We start from the raw sequence: 25,258 nt of genomic DNA, 5'->3' as shown, positions 1-25,258 counted from the left end.
CAACTACTTTGCCTGAAGGTTGGGATATACTAGCCTCAGAGACAGCAAAGGAGATTATATCTTATGAATAAACCCGGCTTAAGCATCGGCGCCGTACTATTATTAACCCTGATAACAGCAGGCTGCGGCGCGCCCAAGACGCCCAGTGATCTGCTCCGCGCCCCTTCCCAGGGCAATGCCGACGGAACCATTACCAGCATCGTAAAATCCTTCCTTCCGGCTGGCTCCCATCTGACCGTCCCCGTTCATTCCGAGTCAGGAAGCGCCATTCAGCTTCAGGACCTGGATAAGGACGGCCACGATGAAATTCTCGCTTTTTATAAAACGGACAAAACCGATTTTGAAGTCAACACCCTTGTCCTGTCACAGTCCAGCGGCGAATGGAACAAGCTGACTGCTATTACCGGTGTCGGCAGCGAGCTGGATTACGTGCAGTTCGTTGACGTCACAGCAGACGGGCAGTTGGATGTGCTGCTGGGCTTCAGCGGCGGCAAAGGCCTGAGCAAAGAGCTGGCGGTCTATAGTCTGAAGGATGGTACCATGTCGGAAATCCTCAAGCAGTCTTATGATCATCTGGCCGTAGGTGACCTGACCGGCAGCGGGCAAAGTGATGTCGCTCTGTTCCAGACTACCTTTACTACCGATATGCAGCCAAGTGCAAGGCTGCAGCTATTCCGGCTGGCGGGCGGGCAGCAGCAAAGCCTGTCCGACCAGACTTTTGACGGGGCCATCATTCAGGCCCAGTTCGCCAAGGCGGCTCCGGGCACCAGCGCTCTGTTCGTAGATGTGGCAATCGGCGCACATTCTTCCTATACCTCCCTTCTGACTTGGGAAAATGACCAATTTATTGATATACTTGCAGCAGATGATTATCATCACAGGGAGCTTGCGGACAGCCGGGATATTACGCTCACGCCCCTGAATCCCCAAGCTGACAGCAAGCTTGGCGGGAGCAATATGGCGATCAAGGATTATCCGCTGCACAGCACAGATGTGAATGGCGACGGCATAGTGGAAATCGGCTTCCTGGTGCCTCCTGCAGGTACGGAGAGCATGGCCCCGCTGGCCACTCCGTTCATTACCAAATATTATCAATGGGACGGACAGTCCGGCCTGAAATTTACGGCAGAGCAGTTTGACAGATGGGGCTTCAACTTCCATATTCCGCAGAGCTGGAAGGGTAGATATGCGCTTGAAATTGCAGAGGAATCTCCCGAGCCCTGGAAAAACATCCGGTTCAGCTATAAGGAAGCCGGCTCAGGTTCCCGGGCAGCGCTGCTTGAGCTGCGGCTGCTGACCAGGCAGGAATGGCAAAGCGCAGAAGCGAAGCTGAAGGCGGAGAACCGCATTTATACCGTGCTCTATGAGCTGCAAAATACAGAGGATGCTGCGGCTCCCACCGTGCTTGTTGCTGTGCTGCCTCCGGCAGATGCAGCCGGCAAGCTGAGCGGCACCGGGCTGCAGGAGTATAACCAGCTCAAGCTGCCCCTGGAAGAGGTCCGGCGGCTGGCCGGAACACCGCAGCCGCTAGCAGCCCAATAAGGCGGTTAACCGTGATGACATTCTGACTTCGGTCTGGGGGCAGTATTTTATGGGGGAGCTCAAAATCGTGGATGTAAATATTAGCCGGATCCGCCAAAAAATCGGCCAGGACGCCACGGGGCCGCAATATCTGGAAACGGTGTGGGGATTCGGATATTTATGGAGGGTACAACATTGCTGAGAGGGATCAGGGCACGGCTCATTACCTATATAACACTTGTCCTGCTCCTGATCGTCCTGCTGCTGGAGGGGGTGTTTATTGTAGCTGTCCACTATTATTACCTGGGCAGTGCAATGGAGACCCTATCTTCACGGGCCACGACCTCCGCTACCTTTTTCAACAAGTATCTGGGGGGCTATTCGATCAACGAGCGGGCAAGATACATTCTGGAGAACCTCTCAACGGAAGAGAGCAGCAAGGTCGAAGTTCTTAACACTGAAGGGAATGTCATTATCAACTCGTTCGGCTTCTCCAGCTCGGAGAGAATTGATACACCGGATGTGAGGACTGCACTGAGCAGCGGCAAGGGGATTTACCAGAGTCTAACCCCGGTGGGCGGAGAACGGATTATGGCTGTCTCCGTTCCGATCAAGGAGGCCGGTGCCAACATCGGTGTGCTGCGGTATTCCGTATCAGCAGAGCCGCTGTACGATGTCATCATCACGATTGTGCTGAACGCGGTGTGGGTCGGGCTGCTCGTCATCCTGTTCGGCTTTGTGCTCAGCCTGATTATTGCCAAACGGATTGTCGGGCCGATTCAGCAGCTGACCTCGGTTGCCAAAGAGATGGCGACGGGAAATTTCTCGGCTAAGGCGGCGAAGCAGCATAACGACGAGATCGGAACGCTTGCCGTTACGCTCAATTATATGTCCGAGGAAATCCTCAAGAGCGAAAAAATCAAATACGACTTCATCTCTTCCGTCACGCATGAGCTGCGCACTCCCCTGACCTCAATCAAAGGCTGGGGCGAGACGCTGCTTATGGGTGATTTGTCCGATAAAAAAGAGACCCTGCAGGGTCTCGAGGTGATGACCGGCGAAACGGACCGGCTGATCGGGCTGGTGGAGGATCTGCTTGATTTCTCCAAATTCCAGGCCGGGGAGATTACGGTTGATCTGCAGCCGTATGATCTCAGAGGGCTGCTGGAGGACCTGCTGCTGCAGTTCCGGTACCGTGGCCAGACGAAGCAGATCCGGCTCTACGCCGATATTCCCGACCAGCCGCTGCCGGTTAACGGTGATTTCAACCGGCTGAAGCAGGTGTTCGTCAATCTGCTGGATAATGCCTTCAAGTTCACTCCGGCCGAGGGGGCGGTAAGCATTACCGCCGCTTTGCAGGAGGAGCTGATCATTGTCACGGTAACGGACACCGGAGAAGGCATTGAAGCGGCTGACCTGGAGAAGCTCGGCACCAAATTCTTCAAGGGCCGCTCACGCCAGTCCGGCAGCGGTCTGGGGCTGGCGATCTGCAAGGAAATCATCGGGCTGCACGGTGGCCGGATCAAGATAGAGAGTGAGTTCACGATAGGAACCTCAGTGATTGTTGAGCTGCCGCGATATATTATGGAGTAGCTAAACCCAAAACGCTTTGCTTTTATACGAAAAAAGCCGGGAATCAACCGGCTTTTTCGGTTTAACCTATGATTCAGACAGGCCGCTCAATCTCAAAAATCTCCCCGATCCCGGCATAATGATTACCGGCCAGACGGCTGACCGCCCCAAGCTTGAGCGGATCAATTCTGCCCTGCTCATAGATGTCTTCGGCAATATGAACCCGGACGACTCTGCCGATCAGCAGCTCGAAGCCCGGGAATTCTACTGTGCGTTCCAGCACGCATTCCATTCTTATCTTCGCTTCCCTGACACCCGGCACGGAGACCACCGAGCTTGGCACAGGCGTGAGTCCGGCGAGCGAAACCTCGCTCTGATCCGGCGCAAGGGGAGCTGCAGTCATATTAACCTGCTCCACATTGTCCCGGTCCACAATATGCACGACAAACTCCTGACGTTCCATAATGTTCCGTGCCGTATCCTTCGGTTTGCCTGCCGCATGCTGGATGGATAAGGAGATCATCGGCGGATTCGACGATACGATATTGAAATAGCTGAAAGGCGCACCGTTCAGCACCCCGCCCAGGGATAACGTCGTTACAAATGCAATCGGCCGCGGAATGATGCTGCCAACAAGCAGCTTATAATTATCCCTCTCCGTATTGTCTGCCGGGTCTATATTCAGCACACCGTTCATCCCTTTCCATAATTAAATTTAGTCAAGCTCTCTGATCTGGAACGGCAGCAGAACCTGCTCAATCTGTCCTCTGTGCGGCTCATACTGGGCAGGCAGCTTCAGCTCCGTGCCCATGGTTTCAGGTGTTTCATCGTGGGCAAAACCCGGAGGATCTGTAGCAATCTCAAACAGAATCTCCCCATGCTCCCTGAAATAAATCGCGTTAAAATAATTCCGGTCCTGCACGGGGGTTACCCCATATCCGTGATCATGCACATAGCTCTGCCAATCCAGCTGATCCTGGTCATCCTTTGCTCTCCAGGCGATATGATGCACTGTGCCGACACCCATTTCACCGCGCTGTACAGCGGTCATTTTGAGATCAATGACATTGCCGAGGTCAGCCAAAGAACGATAGCGTGCGATGTCATTTTCCCGGCCGGTAAAGGTAAGACCCAGCACCTGCTCCAGCAGTTCAGCCGTTGCTTCCGGATCAGTGGACAGCAGCGTGGCCCCGCCGAAGCCTTTGATTGCCACTTCAGGAGTAACGCCTCCGAAGGTCCAGTTATTCGGCTCCCCGGCTTCGCGTTCCACCAGCTCCAGATGCAGCCCGTGCGGATCATCGAATTCAAGCACCTGCTCCCCGAACCGTTCCAGCTCCGTAAAAGCAACCTTGAACTTTGCCAGTCTTTCTTTCCAGAAGCTCATCGCCCCTACCGGGATAATGTAAGTTGTTACACCAACCTGTCCGCCGCCGATTTTACCTTTGTAAGCTCCAGGCCAAGGGAAGAAAGTAATGATTGTCCCCGGCTTCCCGCCGTCATTGCCGAAGTAGAAATGATACGTGCCCGGATCATCAAAGTTGACTGTCTGCTTAACCAGACGCAAGCTCAGCACGCCCGCATAAAAATCCATGTTCTCCTGAGGATGACCGACAATCGCTGTAATATGGTGAATCCCCATTGTTTGCTTTGCTGCTACATTAGTCATTATAACCGACTCCTTTTAGGATAGTGTGATTTCAGAGGTTCATTTTCATACGATATTATGATTTAAAGATTCTTAACTTTAAGATATATTCCGGAAAATTATCTTTAAGTTAAGATAATTCCTTGATTTCAATTTACTCTCTTTTTATCTTAAAGTCAAGACTTTCCCCTTGAAATTTATAATACCAGAACATCGCCTGCTCAGCGTCCTTCTTTGATGTGATTCATGATTCCTCTTTTCTTGAGCCAGCCGATGAGCATGGCATCCATAAGACCGGTGAAGCATTTCCTTAGGACAATGTATAAGGAGATGCCGTGTTTTCTTTTCTGATGCGTTACTGTGACTTCCACAACCGAGAATCCGTTCATCCTGGCCAGAGCAGGCAAAAAACGGTGCATCCCGTTATATAAATGCAGACTGTCGGCCACCTCCCGGGTAAACAGCTTCAGGGGGCAGCCTGTATCCGCAATCGCTTCGCCGGTAATCCAGTTGCAGATCCCGTTTTCGAGCCGCGAAGCTATTCTTTTCAGCCTTGGACCCGTACGGCCCGTGCGTCTTCCGTTTACAAAATCAATTTTTCCGATAAAAGGCATCAGCCTGAAAATATCCCGGGGATCTGTCTGCAGGCCGGCATCCAGCAGGGCGATTAATTCGCCCTGTGAATGTTTGATTCCGGCTGAGATTGCGGCAGTCTGCCCGTAATTCCGCTTGAAATGAACGACCTTTACCGCCGGGTCCAGCAGGGCCAGCTCATTCAGCAATAAGGAGCTCCGGTCCTTGCTGCCGTCATTCACCAGCACCAGCTCATAGCTTTCGACTTTTTCCCGCAACGCTTCGGTAACGTTCAGGTAGAGCTCCTGTATGTTTCTCTCTTCGTTATAGACCGGTACGACAACCGACAGACAGACCACAGGCATCACCTCCATTTTTCAGCCAAGACGTCTAATCCGGGTCTCCCCCGCTGCCTCCAGCCGCTTCATTTCCACTTGCTTCATTACTTCCTCACCTTCCACATCGAGGTTGGGCAGCAGCCGGTCCAGCCATTTCGGGAAATACCAGGCAGACTTGCCGAGCAGGGTCATCACCCCGGGGACAATGAGCATCCGGACGACAAAAGCGTCAAAGAGCACCCCGAAGGCCAGCGCCAGCCCCATCACCTTGACCATAGGCTCCTCGGCCAGAATGAAGCCGGTGAAGACGGCGACCATGATCAGCCCGGCTGCCGTTACCACTCCGCCGCTGTGGCGGATACCGGCAAGTACGGATTTGCGGGCATCGCCGCTTTTCTTGAACTCCTCACGCATCCGGCTGACCAGAAAAACCTCATAATCCATCGCCAGACCGAACAGCACACCGACTACGATAATCGGCAGGAAATTGAATACCGGCGCCTCTGCATGGAATCCGAACAGCTTCTGGAAATGTCCATCCTGAACAACATAGGTAACGAACCCCAAGGTTGCGCCGAGTGACAGGATGAATCCGAGCACGGCTTTGACCGGCACCAGAATCGAGCGGAACACCAGCATCAGCAGAACAAAGGCCAGGCCGACAATGATCAGGCAAAACTTGGGCAAAGCCTGGTTAAGCTTCTGCGTGATGTCGATATTGACGGCTGTGCTGCCGGTTACGCCAATCTTCACCTGATCCTGCCGCTCTATTTCCGGAGCCTTGTCCCGGATCAGGTGAACCAGATCGATCGTCTGCGAATCATTGGGTCCTGTTGCCGGCATTACGGTAATCAGTGAGATGGTGCCGGACGGTCCGGTTACCGGCGGGTTGACTGCAACGACGTTAGGGTAAGTTTTCACTTCTTCCATTACTTTATTCAAATTGCCTGCCGCTTCAGCTCCGCCGTCCGTTTCAGCCAGAAGGACCAGCGGTCCGTGGTAGCCGTCACCGTAAGCCTCGGACAGAAGGTCATAGGCACGGCGCTCGGTTTTATCCGGCGATTTATGCCCGTCATTGCCAAGCCCGGTTTCCATGTGGAAGAACGGCAGGGCAACGGTTGCCAGCAATGCTACACCCAGGACTACAGCTACCAGAGGGCGGCCGGTAACAAATCTGCCCCACAGATTGCCGCGTTTTGCCTTTTGCTTGTCTGCTGCAGCTTTGACACGTTTCGCAGGCGGCTTAATCCGGCTGCCCAGCAGCTCCAGAATGGCCGGTACTACGAAAATAGTCATCAGGATGGCGGTAAATACACAAAGCGCTCCTGCGATGCCCATCGCGGTCAGAAACGGTACGCCGACAAAGGAGAACCCTACAAGCGCAATAATGACCGTCACTCCGGCGAACACGACCGCACTTCCGGCTGTTCCGTTCGCAATAGCAATAGCTTCCCTTCTCTCATAGCCTTCGCCAAGCTGCTGGCGGTATCTGGCGATAATGAACAGGGCATAATCAATGCCTACAGCCAGACCCAGCATTCCGGCCAGCGATAGTGCGAACGAAGGAACATCGAACAGGCTCGTTCCGATAATAATCAGCATAATGCCGAAGCCCAGCCCGAGGGCTGCTGTCAGTACCGGCAGCACACCGGTAAGGATTGAGCCCAATGCTACTGCCAGGATAACCAGTGCCAGCAGCACACCGAGCGCTTCGGTCGGACTGCTTGTAGCCATCTGCACGTAGCCGTCCCCGATCAGCTCGGCCTGCAGGCCTGCGTCACGCAGGCTGTCAGCAGCCCACTCCACCATATTCTTCGAATCAGCGGTAACCTCATCACCCGCCACTTTATAAGCAATGGTAGCATAGCCGATCGTGCTGTCCGCATTCAGGGAATGGTTGTCATACGGGCTTATAACCGAAGCAACCTCCGCATCAGCGGTCAATTCCTTGAGCTTGGTATTAACCAGCTGCTGTACAGGTTCCGAGGTTAACGTCTTATTCTCCGGAGCCCGCAACACCAGCTGAGTCTTGGCGGCAGCTCCCTGCGGATTGGGGAATTCCTTTTCCATGACCTCCAGCGTCTGCTGTGAGGCAAGTCCGGGAATCGTGGTCTCCTCCCCGAAATGGACGCCCATCGACAGGGCCACAATAGCCGCTGCGATGAGCAGAGTAAAGCTTCCGGCCAAAACCTTGATCCGGTTTTTTGCCGACCAGAATCCCAGCCGGTATAACCATTTTGCCATCAGTATCGTCTCCTCTTTGCTAAATCATTCTCTATGACCTTATCCTATAGAACAGGCAGCCTTCCGCCATCGTCCAAAGGGGCGGAGTCTGCCTGCCCTTTCGGGCAGCCCGCCGGGCACGGCAAAAAAGAGGCCCCGCCATGCGGAGCCCCTTCCCTTTATGCCTGCTTTATTCCTTTTGCCCTCCCTGGTAGACGGTTTCGTCCTGGCGTATCTCCCGGCCCTGCGCCCTGGCCTGCCCGAGCAACTCGGCTCCGTCATCCTTCGGCTTGTACCCGATCAGCTCTTCCAGGTAAGCGATATCATAATAGTTATCGCTATTGGCAGACGTTCCGTACAGGTTCAGATACTGCATTTCTTCCTTCGCCTCAATGCAGCAGATAACCAGCTGAAGCATATCGCGTTCGGAAATCCAGATATGGCCCGCACGCTCCGAATGAGGCCGGTCATCACCCGGAAAGTTGCCGATGCGGATGTTGAAGGAGGAAATCTTGCCCTGATCGGCGTATAGCCTGCCGAGCAGCTCAATATAACATTTACTCAAGCCATAGAAGCTGTCCGGCCGGTAAGGGTCAGACGGTTCAACCTGCTCGTCCGTCTTATAGAATCCGGTTGCATGATTGGAGCTGGCAAAGATAATCCGCTTTACGCCGCTCTGCACCGCAGCCTCAAACAGCTTGTACGCTCCGGCCACGTTCCCCTGCAGCACCTTGCCGAGGAAATCCTCTTCATCCTTGATCCAGGCAAAGTGAAGTACCGTATCAATACCCCGCGTCAGCTCCGCTATCCGTGCTTCATCGGCAATATCCATCTGAACAATGCCCTGTTCAGCATCCTCCTCAATATCCGCTCCAATAACGTCATACCGTCCGTCTTCCCTGAGTCCTTGATAAATTGTATTGCCTATCCTGCCTGATGCTCCTGTTACAAGCAGTTTCCGTTTCACGGTGAACCAGCTCCTTTCCCGCCGTTCATGGATAGTTGCGCTGTTAGTTATTACCCGCAGGAACGGAAAACTATACAAACAATCAGGTACCCGGGGCTATAAAATGCCGCGCTCAAGCGCCGTTGCCACCGCCTGTGACCGGGAATCCACGCCAAGCTTATTGTAAATGCTCGTCAGATGCGCTTTTACCGTCCGTTCGGCCATTCCCATATCAAAGGCAATTTCCTTGCTCTTGAAGCCCCGGGCGACGCTTCTCAGAATCTGAAGCTCCTTGTCGCTCAGCAGAGAGCCCTCACCCTTGCCAGGTACCGGAGTTGAGGCCTGCTCCCCTGCAGCGATCACTTTGGCCATGATCTCCGCCGACAGCAGTGTTTCTCCCCGTATGGCGGATTCAATGCCCCGGAACAGATTTTCCCGGCTCGTATCCTTGAGCAGATACCCCCTTGCCCCTAACGCAAGACCCTTCACCATTAGCTCATCCTCGTTGTAAGTCGTCAGAATGAGAACCGGCACCCGGCTGTTCCGGTCTTTCAGTATCTGCATCGCTTCCAGCCCGCTCATCACCGGCATATTCAGATCCATCAGAATCACATCCGGCTGCAGCTCATCGACCAGGCTCAGCGCCTGCTGGCCGTTCTCCGCCTCCCCGGCAATCTGAAACTGCTCGCTGGTCTCCAGGATCAGCCTCAGGCCCTGACGGACTACAAAATGATCGTCAACGATCAGAATTTGATATGGATTCATTGCTGTCTACTCTCCTCCGGTAACTTCTGCTTCGATGGTTATCCGTGTACCTGCCGGACTGCTGTCCACCGTCATCGTTCCGCCGATCAGCCTTACCCGCTCCTGCAGGCCCAGCAGACCGTAATGGCCCGGCTCCCTGCCGATTGTATTCATGCTGAAGCCAACCCCGTTGTCACGGATTTCCATGAACAGCCGTCCGTCTGCATCGGACAGCTCTACCCATACCTTGCCGGCCCGGGCATGCCTGGCAATATTCGTCAGACATTCCTTGACCATATGCAGGCTGTGCTCCATAATCATTCTGGACAACCGTCTTGTAAGGTTAAGCCGGGTAACCGCTTCGATCCCCGTCGCGTCCTGGAAATGCTGCAGCTCCACCTGCACCGCTTCCTTGAAATCCAGCTCCGGGGCGGACCTGAGCCGCAGATTGTCAATAGCCAGCCTGGCCTCCGCCAGTGTCCGGCGGGCTTGTGTCATCGACATTCTGGTAATCTCCTGCGCCTTCTCGGTACGACCCTGCGACAGATGCGCATCCGCCGCTTCCAGCTGCATGATCAGCCCGGCCACGCCCTGGGCCAGCGTATCATGCAGATCACGGGCCATCCGCTGGCGCTCATTGGCCAGCGTAAGCTCCTCGACCTTCGTATGCGCTTCCGAGAGATCACGCAGAAAGGTCTGAATCCGCAGCCGCTCCTCCACCTGCTGGAAGAACAGCAGCGCGTAAGCCACGACGACGATCAGCATCAGTGCGAAAAAGGGCAGAATAAAAAGCACCTCTTCCGTGTCGCTTAAAGTCAGTGCCGCATCAAAAAAGATTATCAGGCAGACCACCGCAACAATCACAACATTTCGGATCCGGTACGAAAAGGCCAGACTCTGCGCAACCAGTACCGGAAGCAGTCCAATGAGCACAGCCTGATAACCCCGGGGCATCAGAATTGCACACAGATAGATCAGAATGCCCTGCACGGCAAAATGCAGCCAGAAGTGCCTGTTCGGAACCCGGTAAAAATTCCAGTGCAGCAGCACATGAACCGTAAAGACGCCTGTAAACACCGCGCTGGTCAGAATTTGCGGATCATGGATAAACTGCATCATGACCGCCGATACATATACAATCGATACCCAGATCAAAACCGTCAGCCTGGATTCGAATAGTTCATTAATTAACAGCATTCCGTCCTTCTTCACTTGCTTCTCCCGTTTCCGTTTCACACATGCTACCCTCCCACGGTCTATTATAAGCACTTTACTCTATTTATCATATCTTGTCCGGCAGACGGCGTACTGTACAAAAGGGCTGCCCTTTCGGGCATTACCGGTCTGAGTATTCTTCCCGCGTCAAAATGGGTACAAAAGAATATTCATTACTTTCGCGGAAATCCGGGAAGTATAATAATGATTATCTTCACAAAAGAAAGGGAACTGCCAAGTGCTAACTTACCTGCTTCTATTCCTTCTCGGACTTGCTGCCGGCATTTCCGGCTCGCTGGTCGGGCTTGGCGGCGGATTTATCGTCGTGCCTGCATTAGCCTTTATGTATCCGGATATGCCAACCGCCCATTTGGCCGGGACTTCAATGGCCATGCTGCTGTTCAATTCCATTTCCAGCACTTACGTATACGCCAGGCAAAAAAGAATCGATTATCAGGCAGCGCTCTGGTTCGCAGCCGCCTCCATTCCGGGTTCGGTAATCGGGGCACTGTTCTCTGAACAGGTGGAGGGCAGAGCCTTTTTTGTCAGCTTCGGCATTTTTCTGATCCTGATTGCGCTGCTGCTTCTATTCAAGCCCAAAAAGCCCCTGACCCTGCCGTTTCATCCAACGATCAAGCGGAGCTTTACGGATGCCGGGGGCAGCCGGTTTGAATATGCTTATCATATGCCTACCGGCGTTACAATCAGCTTTTTTGTCGGGTTCCTGGCCAGCCTGTTTGGTGTAGGCGGCGGCAGCCTTATGGTGCCGACAATGACGCTGCTGCTCGGCTTCTCCACGCATATTGCCGTCGCCACCTCAATGCTGCAGATCTTTCTGTCGGCAATCGTCAGCACCTCTACACATGCCTATCTGCACAATATCGAGTGGATCATGGTGCTGTGCCTGGCTCCCGGCGCCATTATCGGCGGCCAGCTCGGCGCCCGGCTTGCCAAACGCCTGCCGGCCAAGCTGCTCCTGCGGCTGCTGTCGGTCTTCCTGATTATTGTAGCTGCCCGGCTTATAATGAAATAATATTCGGCCCCCGGCTTACCAGGGCAGCCGGTCTTCCATATAGAAGAAACCTCCGGTTGGCCCATCCGCCGGCAGAGTGGCGTAACGGAAGGCTGTCTTGGCGCCATCCTCCGGCGTCAGCTCGGCCTTGTCCCCGCCCATCCGAGTTTTTACCAGTCCGGGATGCACCGTGTTAATTTTCAGCGGGGTATCCTTGTATTTATTGGCCCAGTACACAAAGTCTCGCCCAGCGCATACGCGATCAACCCGATATTTTCTTCATTACCAGTCAGTACCGAGCCTTCAAACCACTCCAGCCGCTGGATGCATCGGTTACCTTAAAGGTCATATTCTCGTTATGCCTGATGAACTCCATTACCGGCTCCGCAATCGGATAGGAGACAACCACTCTCTCTGCATGCTTAATCAAGGCGGCTTCCCCCCAGGTTATATATTACGGTATGATTTTTTCTTTTTTTATTCCATAATAATACATATCAAGGCAATAAAGTTTACTATATTCGTAAAATACAACTGGTAGGATGGAGGAATCTTATAGCGTATTGGAGGGACCATTTCAACTGGCGGGCACAGGAAGCCACTTTACCAAAGTGGTTTCCTGCGGTAATTTATTTTGACGAATACAGCTCTACAATAAAAGGGTTAACATGGAATATGGTTATTCTCAATTCTTATACAAAGGGGCTATCACTTGAAAAAACTCATTTCAGCGTTATTAGCCATAGTGTTCGTTTTCTCAGGATGCTCAGGACCGTCACCAGAGAGGCATACAGCAGCTCCCCAAGTGTCCGAAGGAAGTACCAATATCCCCGCGTCTGATGCTTCAGAAGGAACAGTGAGGGAAGATACCGTTTTTATCAGCACTGCGATCGGATGGAAGTCTGTCTACCGCTATAAAGGAATGTTCAGCGAGGATACGGAGCTATTCAAAACGACGGATGGCGGCAGTACCTGGATCAAGATTGCTGACAGCAGCCAGGAAGGCAGCACATTGCCCGGCGGGGTCAAATCGGGATTAACTTTTGTGGATGATCAGAAGGGCTGGTTCACAGCAAATGCACCGTGGGAAGGCAAGGTAGGATTGTTCATTACTACCGATGGCGGGGTTACCTGGTCTGAAGAGCGGCTGGAAGTTCCGTCTATTTTGGAGTCCTCTCAAATCTATGTGTATCCCCCGTTATTTTTTACAGAGAAGCTAGGAATTTTACCCGCCCGTCCTGAAGACGAAGCTCATTCTCTGCTATACATTACTAGTGACGGCGGGAGCACCTGGAAGCCATTTCTGGATCATAAACAGGATCAGTATGAAGGTATAACGTGGGTTCTTTCAGAGGGTATCCTATCAGCGGAATATGCAGGACATTCATGGGGATACAGCATCAGCAACGGCGGCAAATGGTCTTCTCATTCCTGAATTAGCCTTGACTCCCAAGCCCCTATCAGAGATAATTACAGTTTGACCCAAATAATCAAGCTGCCGGCAGAGGCGCATTGAAACAGAGAAGGGGCGATTGTCATCAGCTGGTTAAGTGATCTTTATAAATTACAGAAACGGGAGCAGAAGAAGGACATCGAACCCGCTCTGGTCAATGCCATTTTCCGGATGTATGACCGTTTTCCCAGAATCGGCCTGAGGGAACGGACCGGGCAGCAGGATATGTCGCTGGATATCGCGGAGGCTTATATGGGCGGACGCAATGCGATGATCGAGGCCGGGGTTGGCATCGGTAAATCTTTTGCCTACCTTATACCCGGTCTGCTGATTAACCATATCTCGCAGCAGCCGGTCATTATCGCCACCTCCTCCATTCAGCTCTCCGAACAGATTCATAAGGATCTGCGGGTGATCGGGAGCCGGCTCGGATTTACCACGGTGCGTTCCGTAGTCGGCAAAGGCATGGGCCAATACGCCTGCCGCTACAGGGCCGGGGGCTTGAACAAGCCTGAAGATGCAAACTCCCCTCTGCCGAAGCTGGTAGAGCAGATTCTAAACTATGAAATAGATGAACGGGCAGATATTCAGGGCGGCATCAGCGATGCTGTATGGTCTGAAGTATGCGTGAATGACTGTAAATTTGAACAATGCCGCTACAAAAGCACATGCACCTTCTATGAGATGAGAGCCAAAATTAACGCCAGAGCCGGCGATATGGACTTCATCATCGTTAACCAGGACCTGCTGATCCGCGATCTGATCAAGAAAAAGGAAGGCACAAAAGGGCTCATCACCGAACGGCCGGCCCTGATCATCATCGACGAGGCGCATAATCTGGAGGCCAAGGTCCGGGATGCCATGACACTCGAATTCACCTTCCGGGGAGCCGGCCGTGTGCTGGATGATACGCTGCAGATTCTTTTTAAGCAATCCAGGGATAAGAGCCTGATGACGCAAGTGAAAGTTATCAAAGGCTGCCTGAGCAGCATTTTCAAGCAGGTTGAAACGGATTTGCTGCGTACCGCCAAACAGGATACGGACCGGGTAAAAGTATCTCAGATCCAAGGGGTTCCGTTTAGCCGGGCAGTGCAGGTGCTGAAGGAATTCAGTCTAAGCCTTTCGGTGTTAACGTCACGGCATGAGCGGGAGATTGATAATGCTTTTGAAGCGGTGAACGGGCTCATTGCTCTTTTGGATGTCCTGTCCGGCGCGGAGGATAACTACCTGATCTGGGCAAGCAAAAACAAGCGGGAAGCCACAGTCAGCATCTGCCCCAAAAACATCAGCCAGTTCCTCAAACACACCTTATTTAATGCTAAAACCTCCGTAATCCTGACCTCTGCAACCATGTGCCAGGGCGGCGATACGCTGGAGGAGCAATACGCTTATCTGACCCAATCCCTTGGCTACCGTGGAGATTATATGGAGCGCCAGCCCTCCCCTTTTGATTACGACAGCCACACGATGATGTACATTTCGGGCAGTGTTCCCTACTACAACCACGAGAACCGCAAGGATTATCTGGAAGCAGCTTACAAGGAAATGCTCCGGCTATGCAATGTAACGGAAGGGCGGACACTGGTGCTGTTTTCGGCCAAAGAGGATATGAAGTACGTGCATGAGAAGCTGCGGTCGGAGAAGCTGAACTGGGCGCTGCATATGCAGAAGGAAGGCTCCTCCCAGGATGGCGTAATCGCCGAGTTCCGGGCCAGCAAAGGTGTTCTGCTCAGCACCGGCGTCTTCTGGGAAGGGATCAATATCGAGGGCTCCGACCTGTCGCAGGTGATCGTGTTCCGCCTGCCCTTCCCAGTTCCGGCCGATCCCGTATACGAATACAAGGCATCCATGGCCGGTAACGCTTTAAAAGAGGTCTTCGTACCGGACATGCTGCTCCGCCTGAGACAGGGTACGGGACGGCTGATCCGCAGTGAAACCGATCTGGGTGTGCTCAGCATCATTGACTCCCGCCTGTCCGCTGCCGCCCGGAAGGACTACCGTTCCAAAGTACTTGAGGCTTTGCCGTTCAAGACAGTGACCGAGGATTTCCGGGTGCTGGAGCGGTTTGTGAAGGCGAAGGGAATCACGCGCAATGTGCAAAAAAAGACAAGCCCGGCGGATTAGCGCCGGGCTTGCTGCATTATCCCTTAACCAGCTTCGCACGGACCCGGTTAGAGAAATACTCAATGCTATCCCAACACGCTGAAGGTGCTGCGGGTCTCTGGAAGTGACATTAGAGCAGCACTGGAGAAATCCGCAGAATATTTTGAGTTAAGCCCGGAAGGCCAAATCATCGTAAAAACAAAAAACGATCTAAGCACCCAATAAGTGTCCAGATCGTTTTTTTCTCATTTTGCAGTTATCCAGTTCCGGAAAGTATAAACTAACAAATCCAATCCAACCGTATTGCTATGCTCTCCCGGATATAGCTGCAGAAACGTTCCGCAGCCAGTTTCCATCAGCGGCTCATGCTGCTCATCTCCAGGATAGATACAAAGGACATTATGCACAGGGGTCCGTTCGTATCTTTTTCTGCCCTGCTCCATGCTTACATATCTGAACATAAAGTATCCCGACATCTGCAGCATAGTATCGGTATAACTCTGATCTGCATAAATATTCCGGACAGGACGGTACTTTACCTCCAGGATCATAGAAGACACAAAACGTGTTTCATTGGTTGCTGAATGATCTGCAAATAAATCAATACGGATATCCGGTTTGCGTCTGGTATCCGAACTAAAGAAATGGGTCTGTTTCGTTAAGGCCATCTGGTCAACATCTTCTACCTGCTGGTCATACGTAATGACGATGAGACTGCTGCCCTTTTTCAGCCTCACTGCTGTCCCCTCCTGCAGGCCGCCCATATAATAATTTTGCTGTAACTGCTCAGTGATCGTATCATGATAAGGCTCATATCCAAGATAACCAAAGCTTTCGATCGTCTTAAAAAGCACATAATATTCGTAAAGCAGGGATGTAGGTTTAACAACAGGAACGAGCAACTCTTTGCCCTGACGCCCTTCTGACTTATTCCATGAAGCGGAACCCTTCCAGATTTCATAAATAACACCATAAGCATGATGATGGCCCAGCAGCAGCCGGCGGGGTGCCTGATCCTGGATTCCCCGCCAAAATACCGATAGAACCGTTTTTCGTAATGTACTGTAATTATACTTGCACTTCTCTTCAAACTTTTGCAGTTCACTCAGCTGCTTGGCTAGTAGGGCCAGATTCTGTTTTTTTCCGTAAAGCGTATTAGCGGTTTGATCCAGATGATTCCTCGCTACCACTTTACGCTGTCTCAGCTCCTGGAGGCTTCTTTCCTCCTGCTCAATGATATTCTCCAGCCGGTCATGCTGTAAGGAAAGGAGATGGTAGTCTGCATGCAGCGCAGTGATGACTTGTCCCATCGTAGCCAGGATCGACCGCACCCAGTATTTAATCAGACGGTTAGATTCCGAATCTGCATGCAGCTCCATACGCCGGTTTAAGGTCTTAACGCCCTCATATTTTGCTCCATGACCTGCCGCGCCCCAGCGTACACTCTTTAACGTTTGCCTGCGCTGGGCCGACTCGACCAGATAGATTTGTTTCAGTTCCGCTTCATGATTCAGTTCAATTACCTTCAGAGCCTGAAGCAGCTGCTTCTCGACCCCCTCATACCAGGTAAAATATCTCCATGACGCATATTGCTTCAGCACTTCTGTATCTGCAACAGCCCGTTTCATCTTAAGATAGTCCTGGATCAGGCCTTCCAGTGTCTGGTTCAACGTATCATGCATCGAGATCAGCTGTGCTTCATCAACGTTTCTGGGCCGGACCTCGAAGGTTCCATAATACGTAAGCCCCTGATGGATAACCCGGTACTGATATAATCCGCAACGCCAAGGATATTCCTCAGTACTGCGGTTCAACAGATGCCTGTTATGCTCCCTGGACAAAATAACCGGTTGTTCCGCCGCAGATTCATTTCGTTCGACTAATTGATCCCACAGGAGAATAACTTCATCATCTTCCCGGCCATTCGTCAGCTCCACACTTAGCTGCAGATTTTCGGTAACCCGAACAGGGCTAATGTCTGCCGGCTGCAGCATAAGATTATCCAGGGGAATCCGTTTGACGGATGCACCTTCCCCTTCCCATAAAGTCAGAAGAAACGGCAAATCAGTTGGCATAACCATGTACCGTCAGCTCTTTCGCTTTTTTCTTCAACAATTGAAGCGATTGCTCAAATGCCGAGCTTTTCTGGCTGGACAGCGCTTGAAGAATACGAACCAGTTCGCCTTCCTGGTAAACATCGCCATGAAATTCCCCGACCAGTCTGCCGATTGTTGCTTCCATTCCGGAAATCTTGGATAAGACCCGCTGCTTAAACTGGATATCCAAAGCCGTCTCCCTACTTATTGCTAACGAGCCGTCAGCCAAAACAGGAATATTACTGATGTAATGGGCAATGGCACAGACTACCCTGAAGGATATTCCCAGCTGGCTGTCAGCCTGCTGCATCGTTTCATGAATTTCGTCCATCAGTGAGATCTCATCATCCGTCAAATCAGAGATGTTTCCGTCAAGACTCCTCATCCATCCCTCCCGGAACACCGTTCTGGAAACAGGAGCTGCCGTATATGGAGCGGCGGTTTGATCCTGCTGCATGCTGTGCACCTCTCTGAAGCTTAGTTTCCGCGGTGTAATGATATTGGCCCGGTCGAGCAGCCGGTGAGAAAAGGCTTTGGTCGTCTCATCAAAATTCACCGTACCCACAAAGATGACATTATCGGCGATCTTTACTTCAGGCGGATAAGCATTAGTACACTGCTTCTGCGAATGATACAAACGAAGCAGACGTTTGCTTGCTTCTACTTCGAGTAATGAGATAAACGGGCTGAACCAGTGCTCAACCTGCGCCAGATTCATCTCGTCAAAAATAAACATATACATTTGCTCAGGATTAGCCTCTGCTTCCATCAGCAGGCTGACAAGCCCCGTTTCACTCTCCAGGTATTCACCTGTAGCCGGATTCAAGAACCCCAATATATCCCCGGGCTCATGATAAGAGGGCGAAATCGGCAGCATTTTCAGATTCTTACCGTACTCAAGACCAAGCGTCTCCCCATACAACAACGCCAGCTGTGATTTTCCAGTGCCGGACATTCCGCCGATAATCGTCAGCATGTTTGTTTTTAAGCTCAAATGTAAATTTATAAGGTCCGCCTGGTCAAAATACAGCCCCTCGGAGATTGCGTTATCTGCCAAGTGATCTAAAAATTCAGCTTCACTGACTTCCCGCACTGCCGTTAAGTTCTGTACCGCATCATGGGTCAGTACATGAGCCGGCTCGTCAGCAGGTTCATTCACTACCGGAGCATGCTCTATATTCATCGTCTCAATTGTGCCTGTTAGCAGTTGTTTTTTCTTCCGCTCAAGCCGCTTGTCCTTAGCCTCATGCAAGGAGAAACTATTAGCGTTCATTTCTCTCTGCAGACTGGCAAGATATCCGGAGGTCACAATGTATGCCTGATCTGCCTGTCTGATCAGCACGTTATTAAAGAACTCATGGGAGACCTCCAGGCAGCGGACCTCATCCGGATTTTGCAAATAGTATGTAGTAGGATTGCCCGATGTTCTCAGTTTCAGATTGCTGTACAGCACCTTGTCGAGATAAAGGAAGGAGGGGCCTCGTAAAAGATCAGGGTGGTGCGGCAATACAAAAGGTCTTCCTTGCTTCAGACGCTCTTCAAAGTCTCCGCCTCTTTCATTCACTCCTAATAAGGGGCCCGGGATGATTTCATATTTTTCATCTGCTGCCTGCTCATCAGCCTCTTCAACCTTCAGAATATCCAGAAACAGGTTCGTACTGCTTGAATACAGCGAGAAAAGCACCAGCTTGTTCTCCAGGCTTTGCTGCAGCTTTTTCCTCTGGTCCTCCGGATTCAAATTGCTGAAATGGTTGACGAGCTGAGACTTTATTTTCTGCAGATTGTTGGGGCTTCGGGTGCTGCCGCGGAAGATTCTGTTCTGGTAGGCAAAATATTGGGCAATCTCATCCGGAAGATCCGACAGGCATTTAAGATGAAAAGTAATAAAATCATAACTGTCCACCTTCACCGGCTCCAGCATGGAATAAGCCAGCTCTTCTTCTGTTGTTAATCTTCCGACAAAAACAGCCTTCTTCAAGCGTGCATCAATGTCACTTGTAAGCTCACGTGTTAATTTCATTTATCATTGCTCCTTCGAAATAATAGATGATTTGTCTTGTTACCGCGCTTACGCCGCCGCTTACCGATTTAAAGGGACGATCATAAGCTTCTATAAGCTCATCCAGGTAAAATTGCTCTTTTGACGAAAAGCTGTCGGAATGAACAAATATATATTTAATGCCGGATTCCAGTTGATGCTCCAGCAAATCCTGCGTATCCCGGATCGTAATAATCTGCTCTGCAGGGAGCAGGTTAGCGTAGTCCTCCCGGTCAGAACGGGTAATCAGTACAAAATCCGACTCTTTGACAAGCCGGAAATCATCCGATTCCCGGGCAGCGGCAGCCTGCGTTAAGGAGATGTGCTGCTGCATGAGTGAATCCTTTTCCGCCTGCATTGACGTGCGCGTCTTTTCCAGTTCAGCTTCAGCAGCTGCCAGCTTGCCCTCAAGCCCGCCAATCTCCTTTTTTAGCGCAGCATCAGCCTCTTCTCTGTCTGTGTTCAGCTTTTCCAGCCTTTTGAGCCTGCGCTCCTTGGCCTTGTCTTCCCTTTCCAGATCACCCTTTTCCTTCAGCAGGTCGGTCATTATTTTCCAGACTGCCTTCTGGCTGTCATGAAAAGCCATCTGAAAAAAGGCGGCCTTCTCACCTTCCGTCCATTTGCTGATTTCGCCCATTTTAGTAGAAGCTAGCAAGGCAATTTCGCCGCTCTCAACTGAGCCCTTTTCCTGGAGCCACTCCTTCAAACTGCCCTCTATTTCCGGATTCAGATTCAGCGCTTCTTCCATAAGAAAACGGACGGCATCTGATGCCGGAGGATCTTCCCAGGCCAGAGCTTTTATTTGCAGCTGCCTCTTGAAGGCCAGCTTTTTTGTCCCCAGCTCTTCCAGGGGATGCTTCTTTTCTTCTATGTTCTGCTGCATTTTGACCACACTCTCATTAAAGAGCGCCGGGAATAATATGCCGGTTACTGCAACAGCTTCTGCGGGAGTAACGGTATCCCCGATCCTGTATGTATGACAAAATTCTTCAAAATCTATTTTCGCTTCCTTTACCTTCGTTATATTGGGGTCATACCATTTCTCCATCCAGGAAACCGGATTGGTAAATTTCTTTATTTTCTCCACTGTTTTTTTGCGCAGCATGGCTGGCGGGGCCTTTACCGGATTTTTGAAGCCTTGTATTGGCGGCTGCACGATTGCAGCCATCCGGCGCACTTCATTTTCACTCAGCAGCTTATAGATCATTTCCAGCCAAACCTCTGAATCAATTGTTTCTTCAACGTTTTCTTGAGCTTCTGTGGCCATAGTTGATCTCCTTTTGTTGGTTTCTTCTTGTATATATTAAATCATAGCAGTGAGTCACTTATTTGCCAGGGAATGTATGTTCTTTTCTCCATAGATAGTTTTGACTATATAAAATCGGTATATAAATAATAGGCCTGTCTCAGATGTTTTGAGCCAGGCCTACCCATTGATGCTCTATAAGTAAAATCCTAGATTTCTGAAGCCAAGGCATGGTTTATTTTCTCTGTGACTAGTGATAGATCGGACAGGACTTTAGACTTTAGCTCCTTTAAAGACAATGAAGATATCTCTCTCTTCTTCAGTTTAGCTATTTGAAGATAAGTATGACTTAACGACCAATTTTCGGGAAGAACTAATTTCTGTTTAACGTTCGTTTGAGCATTTCTATAACTGGACAAACGGATATCCGGCATTTTCTTTTCCACCAGATAAGGGGATGGGATCGTTTTTATATCCAAAGATAAGTCGTTTCCCCATGAAAAATATATACCGATATCAAATTCCCTCTCCGGTCTGCGCCATTCAGGTACATAGAGGATGTATTCGTGCAGGATGCCTGCCTTTTTGTTCTCGACATTCCGCTGTGTTAGAAGCCCTGTTATTGAGCCGCTAAAAATATAGTCAGTTATCCGGTCAAATAATATTTCTTTGGCAAGCCGGTTTGATCTCCACTGTGCTGGCGATCCTAAAACGTTTTGTAGAGGAACATCAATCGCTTCCTGAATGGGCAAATAGAATGTTTCCTGAAAATATTCCCACCATGAAACTAATATCTGATTCTGCGGATCAATATGATCCTTCAGAAGAGTGCAAATATCCCGATGAACAACAGTGACAATTTTACGGTTACGTAGCTCGTTAAGTTTCTTGTCCGAAACATATCCTGTTTTGAAAAACACCGGGATCACTATCATTTCGGAATGTATATCCTTAAGCTTTGCCAGATAGTGCTCTAGCTGTTCAAACCGGTTCTCGTCGCTCCAGGTTTTGTCTTCAATCAACACTTGAAACTGCCCGCCGGTTATTTTAGATGTAAAAGTAAGTAAAATATCAATATTCTTGAGTTGCTGCTGAATAGTAAGCGTATAGCTGTCCCATGATTCAGCGGCGAAATCGTTCTTATTCAATTCTCTATAGTTTTGTATGATCTGGTCCAACAGCTTTCTTGAAATCGTTCTGACAGATGATTCAGCCTCACTATCCGCATGCCTGAAAACCCAGCATAGAAAGGCATCCTGTGCTAATTCCTTTGTTGCAAAATGAAATAAGTTAGCCATTTGATTGATCTCCTTAAAATTATAATATCAATACCACATTAACTGCTCCCCGTTTAGTTTACCTCTATTTCCCATTATTCGTCATCCTATGTACAATCACAATTCATCCGGCTTGTATAGGATTCAAATATATAAGCCCATACCGTATAGGCATGGGCACTGTAACATCTATTAAAGGAACCTTCTTGTTAGACGCATCAATCTACGCTAAAGCCCTCCACCCGCAAATGCTCCACATTCACAAATTCGATACTTGCCCGTGATGGTGCAGTTATGGGCATACACATTCCGGACTCCGCCGGACATTCCGCTGCCGATCACAAGCCCTCCGTGAAAGACCGCTCCGGGATTTCCCCCATCTCAAAAGGGGTTCCGTAGAAATTGGTTTTCAGCATGGTATTAGCTCTCCACTCGCATCGCTTCAGAATAACGGAACAAAAAAATAGTATCACGCCAGACCCCGGCCATGAATAGATAAAAGAGCTCTGCATTTGTAAAAATCGAGCCTACCGTAATGAAAGAAAAGAAAAAAAGCTTTTAACGCTGCCTGCTGCTGTTCAAAAATCTCGTAGAAGTCACTAGTGCACGCCTTCAATACCGTAGCGGAAGGTTCGTCCGGTCTCCGGTTTAACCAGAGAATCAATATATTCCATAATGGCTTCCAGGTTCTTGGCACGGGCATTGACCACGGCGGTCATAAACCCAGCTCATCCCTGCTGCGGATTTGAATCCGGGTCTCAAACTTGCCTTCCCGCACATGTCCTTTTATACAATGCTTGATAGCTTGATGGAATGTCAAATCATTCTGTCATAAATAAATTTAAATATATCAATTTTACATAGCTACAATTCATAGGGAAAGGTGTCGATATACTATACAGACATTAATTTTTTGCACAAAGTTGAGGAGTGGGGAAATGAGAGACAGATGGGGAAATGTAACGGGAAGAATGAAGCTTACCATCCGGATGAAATTGCTGGCCGGGTTTCTGGTCGTAGGAGCACTGCTTGCCTTCGTAAGCATGTTTGCCCTATCCCAGATTCAGGATATGTCCAAAAGTGCGGAAGAAATTGACCAGAGCCGAATGCCCAGTGTCAGCCTGCTGGGGATGATGAACGGTGATATCTCGGACATAGAACGTCTGGCTCTTGGCATAATTGTCGAAACAGATACTAATGAGATTGCAAAGATGAATGAGTCTTTACAGCAGCTTGAAGTCAAAATTGAGGGGGAACGCAAACAGCTGATTTCGCTTCTTGAGGGCAACACTGAAGCATTGGCCTTATACGATACCTTCAGCACGAATTATGATGCCTACCTGGCTAAGAAGCCTGCATTTATCGAACGTGGTATGGCTAACGATTTCAGCGGAGCCAGCAAGCTGCACGCGGAGTCCTATCCATTATGGTTTACTGCCAACGATAACATTTCCCAGCTGATCACACTAGTCAATGAGCTATCAAAGCAGGCGACTACTGATTCATTGGTATCCGCAGAACGAGCCTTTAATATTATATTGGCTGTAACGGTTATTTCCTTGCTGCTTGCTGTATTTATCGCCTTCTTCATTGCAGGCATCATCTCCAGACCCATCCAGAAGCTGAATACATCGGCGATGCTGATTGCAAACGGGGATTTGACCGGTGAAACCATTACGCTTAAAAATAAGGATGAGCTGGGCACACTGGCGGCCTCCTTCAATACCATGACTGGCAACCTGCGTGCGATGATACAGTCTGTTTCCACGACTTCCGAACAGGTAGCCGCTTCCTCGGAAGAGCTGCTGGCGAGTGCAGAGCAGAATACCAAAGCATCCGAGCAAATCTCTGAAACAGTCGAGCTGCTGGCGGCCGGTACAACGGAGCAGGTGAACATAGTGAAACGTTCCTCCCAGGCGATGAACGAGATGTCCCTTGGTTCTGAACAAATTGCCCAGCTGGCCCAAAGCGTATCTGTCTCTGCTGTGGATGCAGCGAACCAATCGGCGGAGGGTAACCGGATTGTCCGTCAGGCTGTAGAACAAATGGGATCTATTCGTACATCCATAGCATCACTGACAGAGCTGGTAACCGGGCTGGGAGAACGCTCTGCAGAGATTGGCAGTATCACCGGGGTCATTAATAATATTGCCCGTCAGACCAATCTGCTTGCCTTGAATGCGGCCATCGAAGCTGCACGTGCGGGTGAGCATGGCCGGGGATTCGCGGTTGTGGCCGGAGAAGTACGTAAACTGGCCGAGGAATCCTCATTGTCTGCACAGAAAATCACTGATCTGGTACAACTCATTCAAAGTGACACGGACCAGGCTGTAGAGGCTGTACAAGTGAACAGCAGTGAAACGGAAGCGGGAATTGAGATGGTAACTGCAGCAGGTCAAGCCTTCGAGCAAATCTCAGAAGTAGTAAACAAAGTTGCTGGTGAAATTCAAGAAGTATCCGCCGGCTCGGAAGAAATGACAGCTTCTACGGATGAATCGGTCCGGTATATGAGTGAGATCTCCATGATTGCTGAGGAATCATCAAGCGGAGTACACAATGTATCTGCTGCAACAGAAGAACAGCTGGCCTCCATGGAAGAGATTTCCACATCTGCAGGCGCATTGTCCAAGATGGCAGAAGAGCTGCAGGAACAGATCAATAAATTCAAAGTGTAGCATTCAGCCGGGGAGAGATCCCCGGTTTTTGTAATGCCTAATGCAGTAAGTCTCAATCTTGAACCGTCTAGAGATCCCGGCAGGTAAGTAGTAAGTGAATGAGAGAGTTATGCTATTGTAGACATCTTCGGGAAAAACAAAAAAGCATCCCATTAAGGGATGCTTTTTTCGTGCTTGGCGGCGTCCTACTCTCCCAGGACCCTTCGGTCCAAGTACCATCGGCGCTGGAAGGCTTAACGGTCGTGTTCGGGATGGGTACGCGTGGAACCCTTCCGCTATCGCCACCAAACATGCGTCTGTGAAACAGACGCTGCCGCTAGACATTTGGTTCAACACCAGAAGTGCGAATAAATGTCGTTGCGTTACAGGCTTGATCACCTGAAAACTGAATCCGAAACGAAGATGCGTTTGCCCTTGTTACGGGGCCCCCGGAAAGTATTCGGATTCGGCTTCGTCAGCCTCTTCTTCACTTTTTGGGGTAGTTTGTTGGATAAGCCCTCGACCGATTAGTATTGGTCAGCTCCATGCATTGCTGCACTTCCACCTCCAACCTATCTACCTCGTCGTCTTCAAGGGGTCTT

General features: G+C 50.5%; 19 protein-coding genes, 2 rRNA genes and 1 pseudogene. 7 read left to right on the top strand and 15 right to left on the bottom strand.

Annotated elements, in window-relative coordinates; all coding sequences use genetic code 11:
* The first annotated feature begins 63 nt into the window (after positions 1 to 63).
* The 3 genes and pseudogenes from M2108_RS17365 to M2108_RS17355 all read left to right on the top strand — a co-directional run bounded on the left by M2108_RS17365 (position 64) and on the right by M2108_RS17355 (position 3,114).
* The gene (locus tag M2108_RS17365; protein ID WP_277470744.1) at positions 64 to 1,542 is read left to right on the top strand and encodes an FG-GAP repeat domain-containing protein; all 1,479 of its coding nucleotides are present in this window, start codon (positions 64 to 66) and stop codon (positions 1,540 to 1,542) included.
* A pseudogene (locus tag M2108_RS17360) lies at positions 1,538 to 1,723 on the top strand (winged helix-turn-helix domain-containing protein); the annotation flags it as partial. The gene M2108_RS17365 and the pseudogene M2108_RS17360, both read left to right, overlap by 5 nt.
* Complete coding sequence (locus M2108_RS17355) at positions 1,717 to 3,114, top strand: sensor histidine kinase (RefSeq protein WP_346780569.1); 1,398 nt, start codon at positions 1,717 to 1,719, stop codon at positions 3,112 to 3,114. The pseudogene M2108_RS17360 and the gene M2108_RS17355, both read left to right, overlap by 7 nt.
* A gap of 73 nt (positions 3,115 to 3,187) precedes the next feature.
* Here M2108_RS17355 and M2108_RS17350 read toward each other — a convergent pair whose 3' ends face one another.
* From M2108_RS17350 to M2108_RS17320, 7 genes are all read right to left on the bottom strand, one after another.
* Positions 3,188 to 3,781, bottom strand: coding sequence for a flavin reductase family protein (locus M2108_RS17350; RefSeq protein ID WP_277470768.1), 594 nt, complete (start codon positions 3,779 to 3,781; stop codon positions 3,188 to 3,190).
* Positions 3,782 to 3,808: 27 nt separating this feature from the next.
* A complete protein-coding gene (locus M2108_RS17345) occupies positions 3,809 to 4,759 on the bottom strand; it encodes a ring-cleaving dioxygenase (protein WP_277470745.1) in 951 nt (316 codons plus the stop codon).
* Positions 4,760 to 4,959: 200 nt separating this feature from the next.
* Complete coding sequence (locus M2108_RS17340; RefSeq protein ID WP_280768014.1) at positions 4,960 to 5,670, bottom strand: glycosyltransferase family 2 protein; 711 nt, start codon at positions 5,668 to 5,670, stop codon at positions 4,960 to 4,962.
* Positions 5,671 to 5,688: 18 nt separating this feature from the next.
* Complete coding sequence (locus tag M2108_RS17335) at positions 5,689 to 7,893, bottom strand: MMPL family transporter (RefSeq protein WP_277470747.1); 2,205 nt, start codon at positions 7,891 to 7,893, stop codon at positions 5,689 to 5,691.
* 169 nt (positions 7,894 to 8,062) lie between these two features.
* Positions 8,063 to 8,839 carry an NAD-dependent epimerase/dehydratase family protein gene (locus M2108_RS17330; protein WP_277470748.1) on the bottom strand — a complete coding sequence of 259 codons (777 nt, stop codon included), beginning with the start codon at positions 8,837 to 8,839 and terminating at the stop codon, positions 8,063 to 8,065.
* 96 nt (positions 8,840 to 8,935) lie between these two features.
* Positions 8,936 to 9,583: a response regulator gene (locus tag M2108_RS17325; RefSeq protein WP_277470749.1), complete on the bottom strand. Its 648-nt coding sequence runs from the start codon at positions 9,581 to 9,583 to the stop codon at positions 8,936 to 8,938.
* A 6-nt stretch (positions 9,584 to 9,589) separates the two neighbouring features.
* Positions 9,590 to 10,798: a sensor histidine kinase gene (locus M2108_RS17320; protein ID WP_277470750.1), complete on the bottom strand. Its 1,209-nt coding sequence runs from the start codon at positions 10,796 to 10,798 to the stop codon at positions 9,590 to 9,592.
* Positions 10,799 to 11,015: 217 nt separating this feature from the next.
* Here M2108_RS17320 and M2108_RS17315 point away from each other — a divergent pair, with 217 nt between their 5' ends.
* Positions 11,016 to 11,810, top strand: coding sequence for a sulfite exporter TauE/SafE family protein (locus tag M2108_RS17315; RefSeq protein WP_277470751.1), 795 nt, complete (start codon positions 11,016 to 11,018; stop codon positions 11,808 to 11,810).
* Between the two features lie 15 nt (positions 11,811 to 11,825).
* Here the strand turns inward: M2108_RS17315 and M2108_RS17310 are convergent, their stop codons facing one another.
* Together M2108_RS17310 and M2108_RS17305 are read right to left on the bottom strand one after the other, a co-directional pair.
* Positions 11,826 to 12,026: a Rossmann-fold NAD(P)-binding domain-containing protein gene (locus M2108_RS17310; RefSeq protein WP_277470752.1), complete on the bottom strand. Its 201-nt coding sequence runs from the start codon at positions 12,024 to 12,026 to the stop codon at positions 11,826 to 11,828.
* A gap of 52 nt (positions 12,027 to 12,078) precedes the next feature.
* Complete coding sequence (locus M2108_RS17305; protein ID WP_277470753.1) at positions 12,079 to 12,219, bottom strand: hypothetical protein; 141 nt, start codon at positions 12,217 to 12,219, stop codon at positions 12,079 to 12,081.
* Between the two features lie 375 nt (positions 12,220 to 12,594).
* On the opposite strand from M2108_RS17305, the gene M2108_RS17300 reads away from it, so the two are divergent.
* Positions 12,595 to 13,224: a WD40/YVTN/BNR-like repeat-containing protein gene (locus M2108_RS17300; protein ID WP_277470754.1), complete on the top strand. Its 630-nt coding sequence runs from the start codon at positions 12,595 to 12,597 to the stop codon at positions 13,222 to 13,224.
* A gap of 189 nt (positions 13,225 to 13,413) precedes the next feature.
* Entirely contained in the window at positions 13,414 to 15,366 is a 1,953-nt protein-coding gene (locus tag M2108_RS17295; protein ID WP_277470755.1) for an ATP-dependent DNA helicase, read from the top strand.
* 224 nt (positions 15,367 to 15,590) lie between these two features.
* On the opposite strand, the gene M2108_RS17290 is transcribed toward M2108_RS17295, so the two are convergent.
* From M2108_RS17290 to M2108_RS17275, 4 genes are all read right to left on the bottom strand, one after another.
* Positions 15,591 to 17,426, bottom strand: coding sequence for a hypothetical protein (locus tag M2108_RS17290; protein WP_277470756.1), 1,836 nt, complete (start codon positions 17,424 to 17,426; stop codon positions 15,591 to 15,593).
* Positions 17,410 to 19,461 (bottom strand): McrB family protein, encoded by a 2,052-nt coding sequence (locus M2108_RS17285; protein WP_277470757.1) that lies wholly within the window; start codon positions 19,459 to 19,461, stop codon positions 17,410 to 17,412. The genes M2108_RS17290 and M2108_RS17285 overlap by 17 nt, the downstream gene beginning before the upstream one ends.
* On the bottom strand, positions 19,445 to 20,746 hold the full coding sequence (locus M2108_RS17280; RefSeq protein ID WP_277470758.1) for a hypothetical protein: 1,302 nt from the start codon (positions 20,744 to 20,746) through the stop codon (positions 19,445 to 19,447). Before M2108_RS17280 ends, M2108_RS17285 begins: the two co-directional genes overlap by 17 nt.
* 188 nt (positions 20,747 to 20,934) lie before the next feature.
* Positions 20,935 to 22,023, bottom strand: coding sequence for a hypothetical protein (locus tag M2108_RS17275; protein ID WP_277470759.1), 1,089 nt, complete (start codon positions 22,021 to 22,023; stop codon positions 20,935 to 20,937).
* A gap of 917 nt (positions 22,024 to 22,940) precedes the next feature.
* On the opposite strand from M2108_RS17275, the gene M2108_RS17270 reads away from it, so the two are divergent.
* Positions 22,941 to 24,677: a methyl-accepting chemotaxis protein gene (locus M2108_RS17270; RefSeq protein ID WP_277470760.1), complete on the top strand. Its 1,737-nt coding sequence runs from the start codon at positions 22,941 to 22,943 to the stop codon at positions 24,675 to 24,677.
* Positions 24,678 to 24,849: 172 nt separating this feature from the next.
* Here M2108_RS17270 and rrf read toward each other — a convergent pair.
* A 5S ribosomal RNA gene (rrf, locus tag M2108_RS17265) occupies positions 24,850 to 24,966 on the bottom strand.
* Between the two features lie 197 nt (positions 24,967 to 25,163).
* Positions 25,164 to 25,258, bottom strand: a 23S ribosomal RNA gene (locus M2108_RS17260); the annotation flags it as partial.

Source organism: Paenibacillus sp. PastM-3 (assembly GCF_029893965.1).
GTDB lineage: Bacteria > Bacillota > Bacilli > Paenibacillales > Paenibacillaceae > Paenibacillus_AQ.
This window is presented reverse-complemented; position numbering and strand designations above follow the sequence as displayed.

What these genes read in the sequence shown, in the direction of transcription:
- M2108_RS17335 (WP_277470747.1), bottom strand. Translation starts at nt 7,893, where the DNA reads ATGGCAAAATGGTTATACCGGCTGGGATTCTGGTCGGCAAAAAACCGG.
- M2108_RS17365 (WP_277470744.1), top strand. Translation starts at nt 64, where the DNA reads ATGAATAAACCCGGCTTAAGCATCGGCGCCGTACTATTATTAACCCTG.
- M2108_RS17285 (WP_277470757.1), bottom strand. Translation starts at nt 19,461, where the DNA reads ATGAAATTAACACGTGAGCTTACAAGTGACATTGATGCACGCTTGAAG.
- M2108_RS17270 (WP_277470760.1), top strand. Translation starts at nt 22,941, where the DNA reads ATGAGAGACAGATGGGGAAATGTAACGGGAAGAATGAAGCTTACCATC.
- M2108_RS17295 (WP_277470755.1), top strand. Translation starts at nt 13,414, where the DNA reads ATGTATGACCGTTTTCCCAGAATCGGCCTGAGGGAACGGACCGGGCAG.
- M2108_RS17280 (WP_277470758.1), bottom strand. Translation starts at nt 20,746, where the DNA reads ATGGCCACAGAAGCTCAAGAAAACGTTGAAGAAACAATTGATTCAGAG.
- M2108_RS17345 (WP_277470745.1), bottom strand. Translation starts at nt 4,759, where the DNA reads ATGACTAATGTAGCAGCAAAGCAAACAATGGGGATTCACCATATTACA.
- M2108_RS17275 (WP_277470759.1), bottom strand. Translation starts at nt 22,023, where the DNA reads ATGGCTAACTTATTTCATTTTGCAACAAAGGAATTAGCACAGGATGCC.
- M2108_RS17290 (WP_277470756.1), bottom strand. Translation starts at nt 17,426, where the DNA reads ATGGTTATGCCAACTGATTTGCCGTTTCTTCTGACTTTATGGGAAGGG.
- M2108_RS17325 (WP_277470749.1), bottom strand. Translation starts at nt 9,583, where the DNA reads ATGAATCCATATCAAATTCTGATCGTTGACGATCATTTTGTAGTCCGT.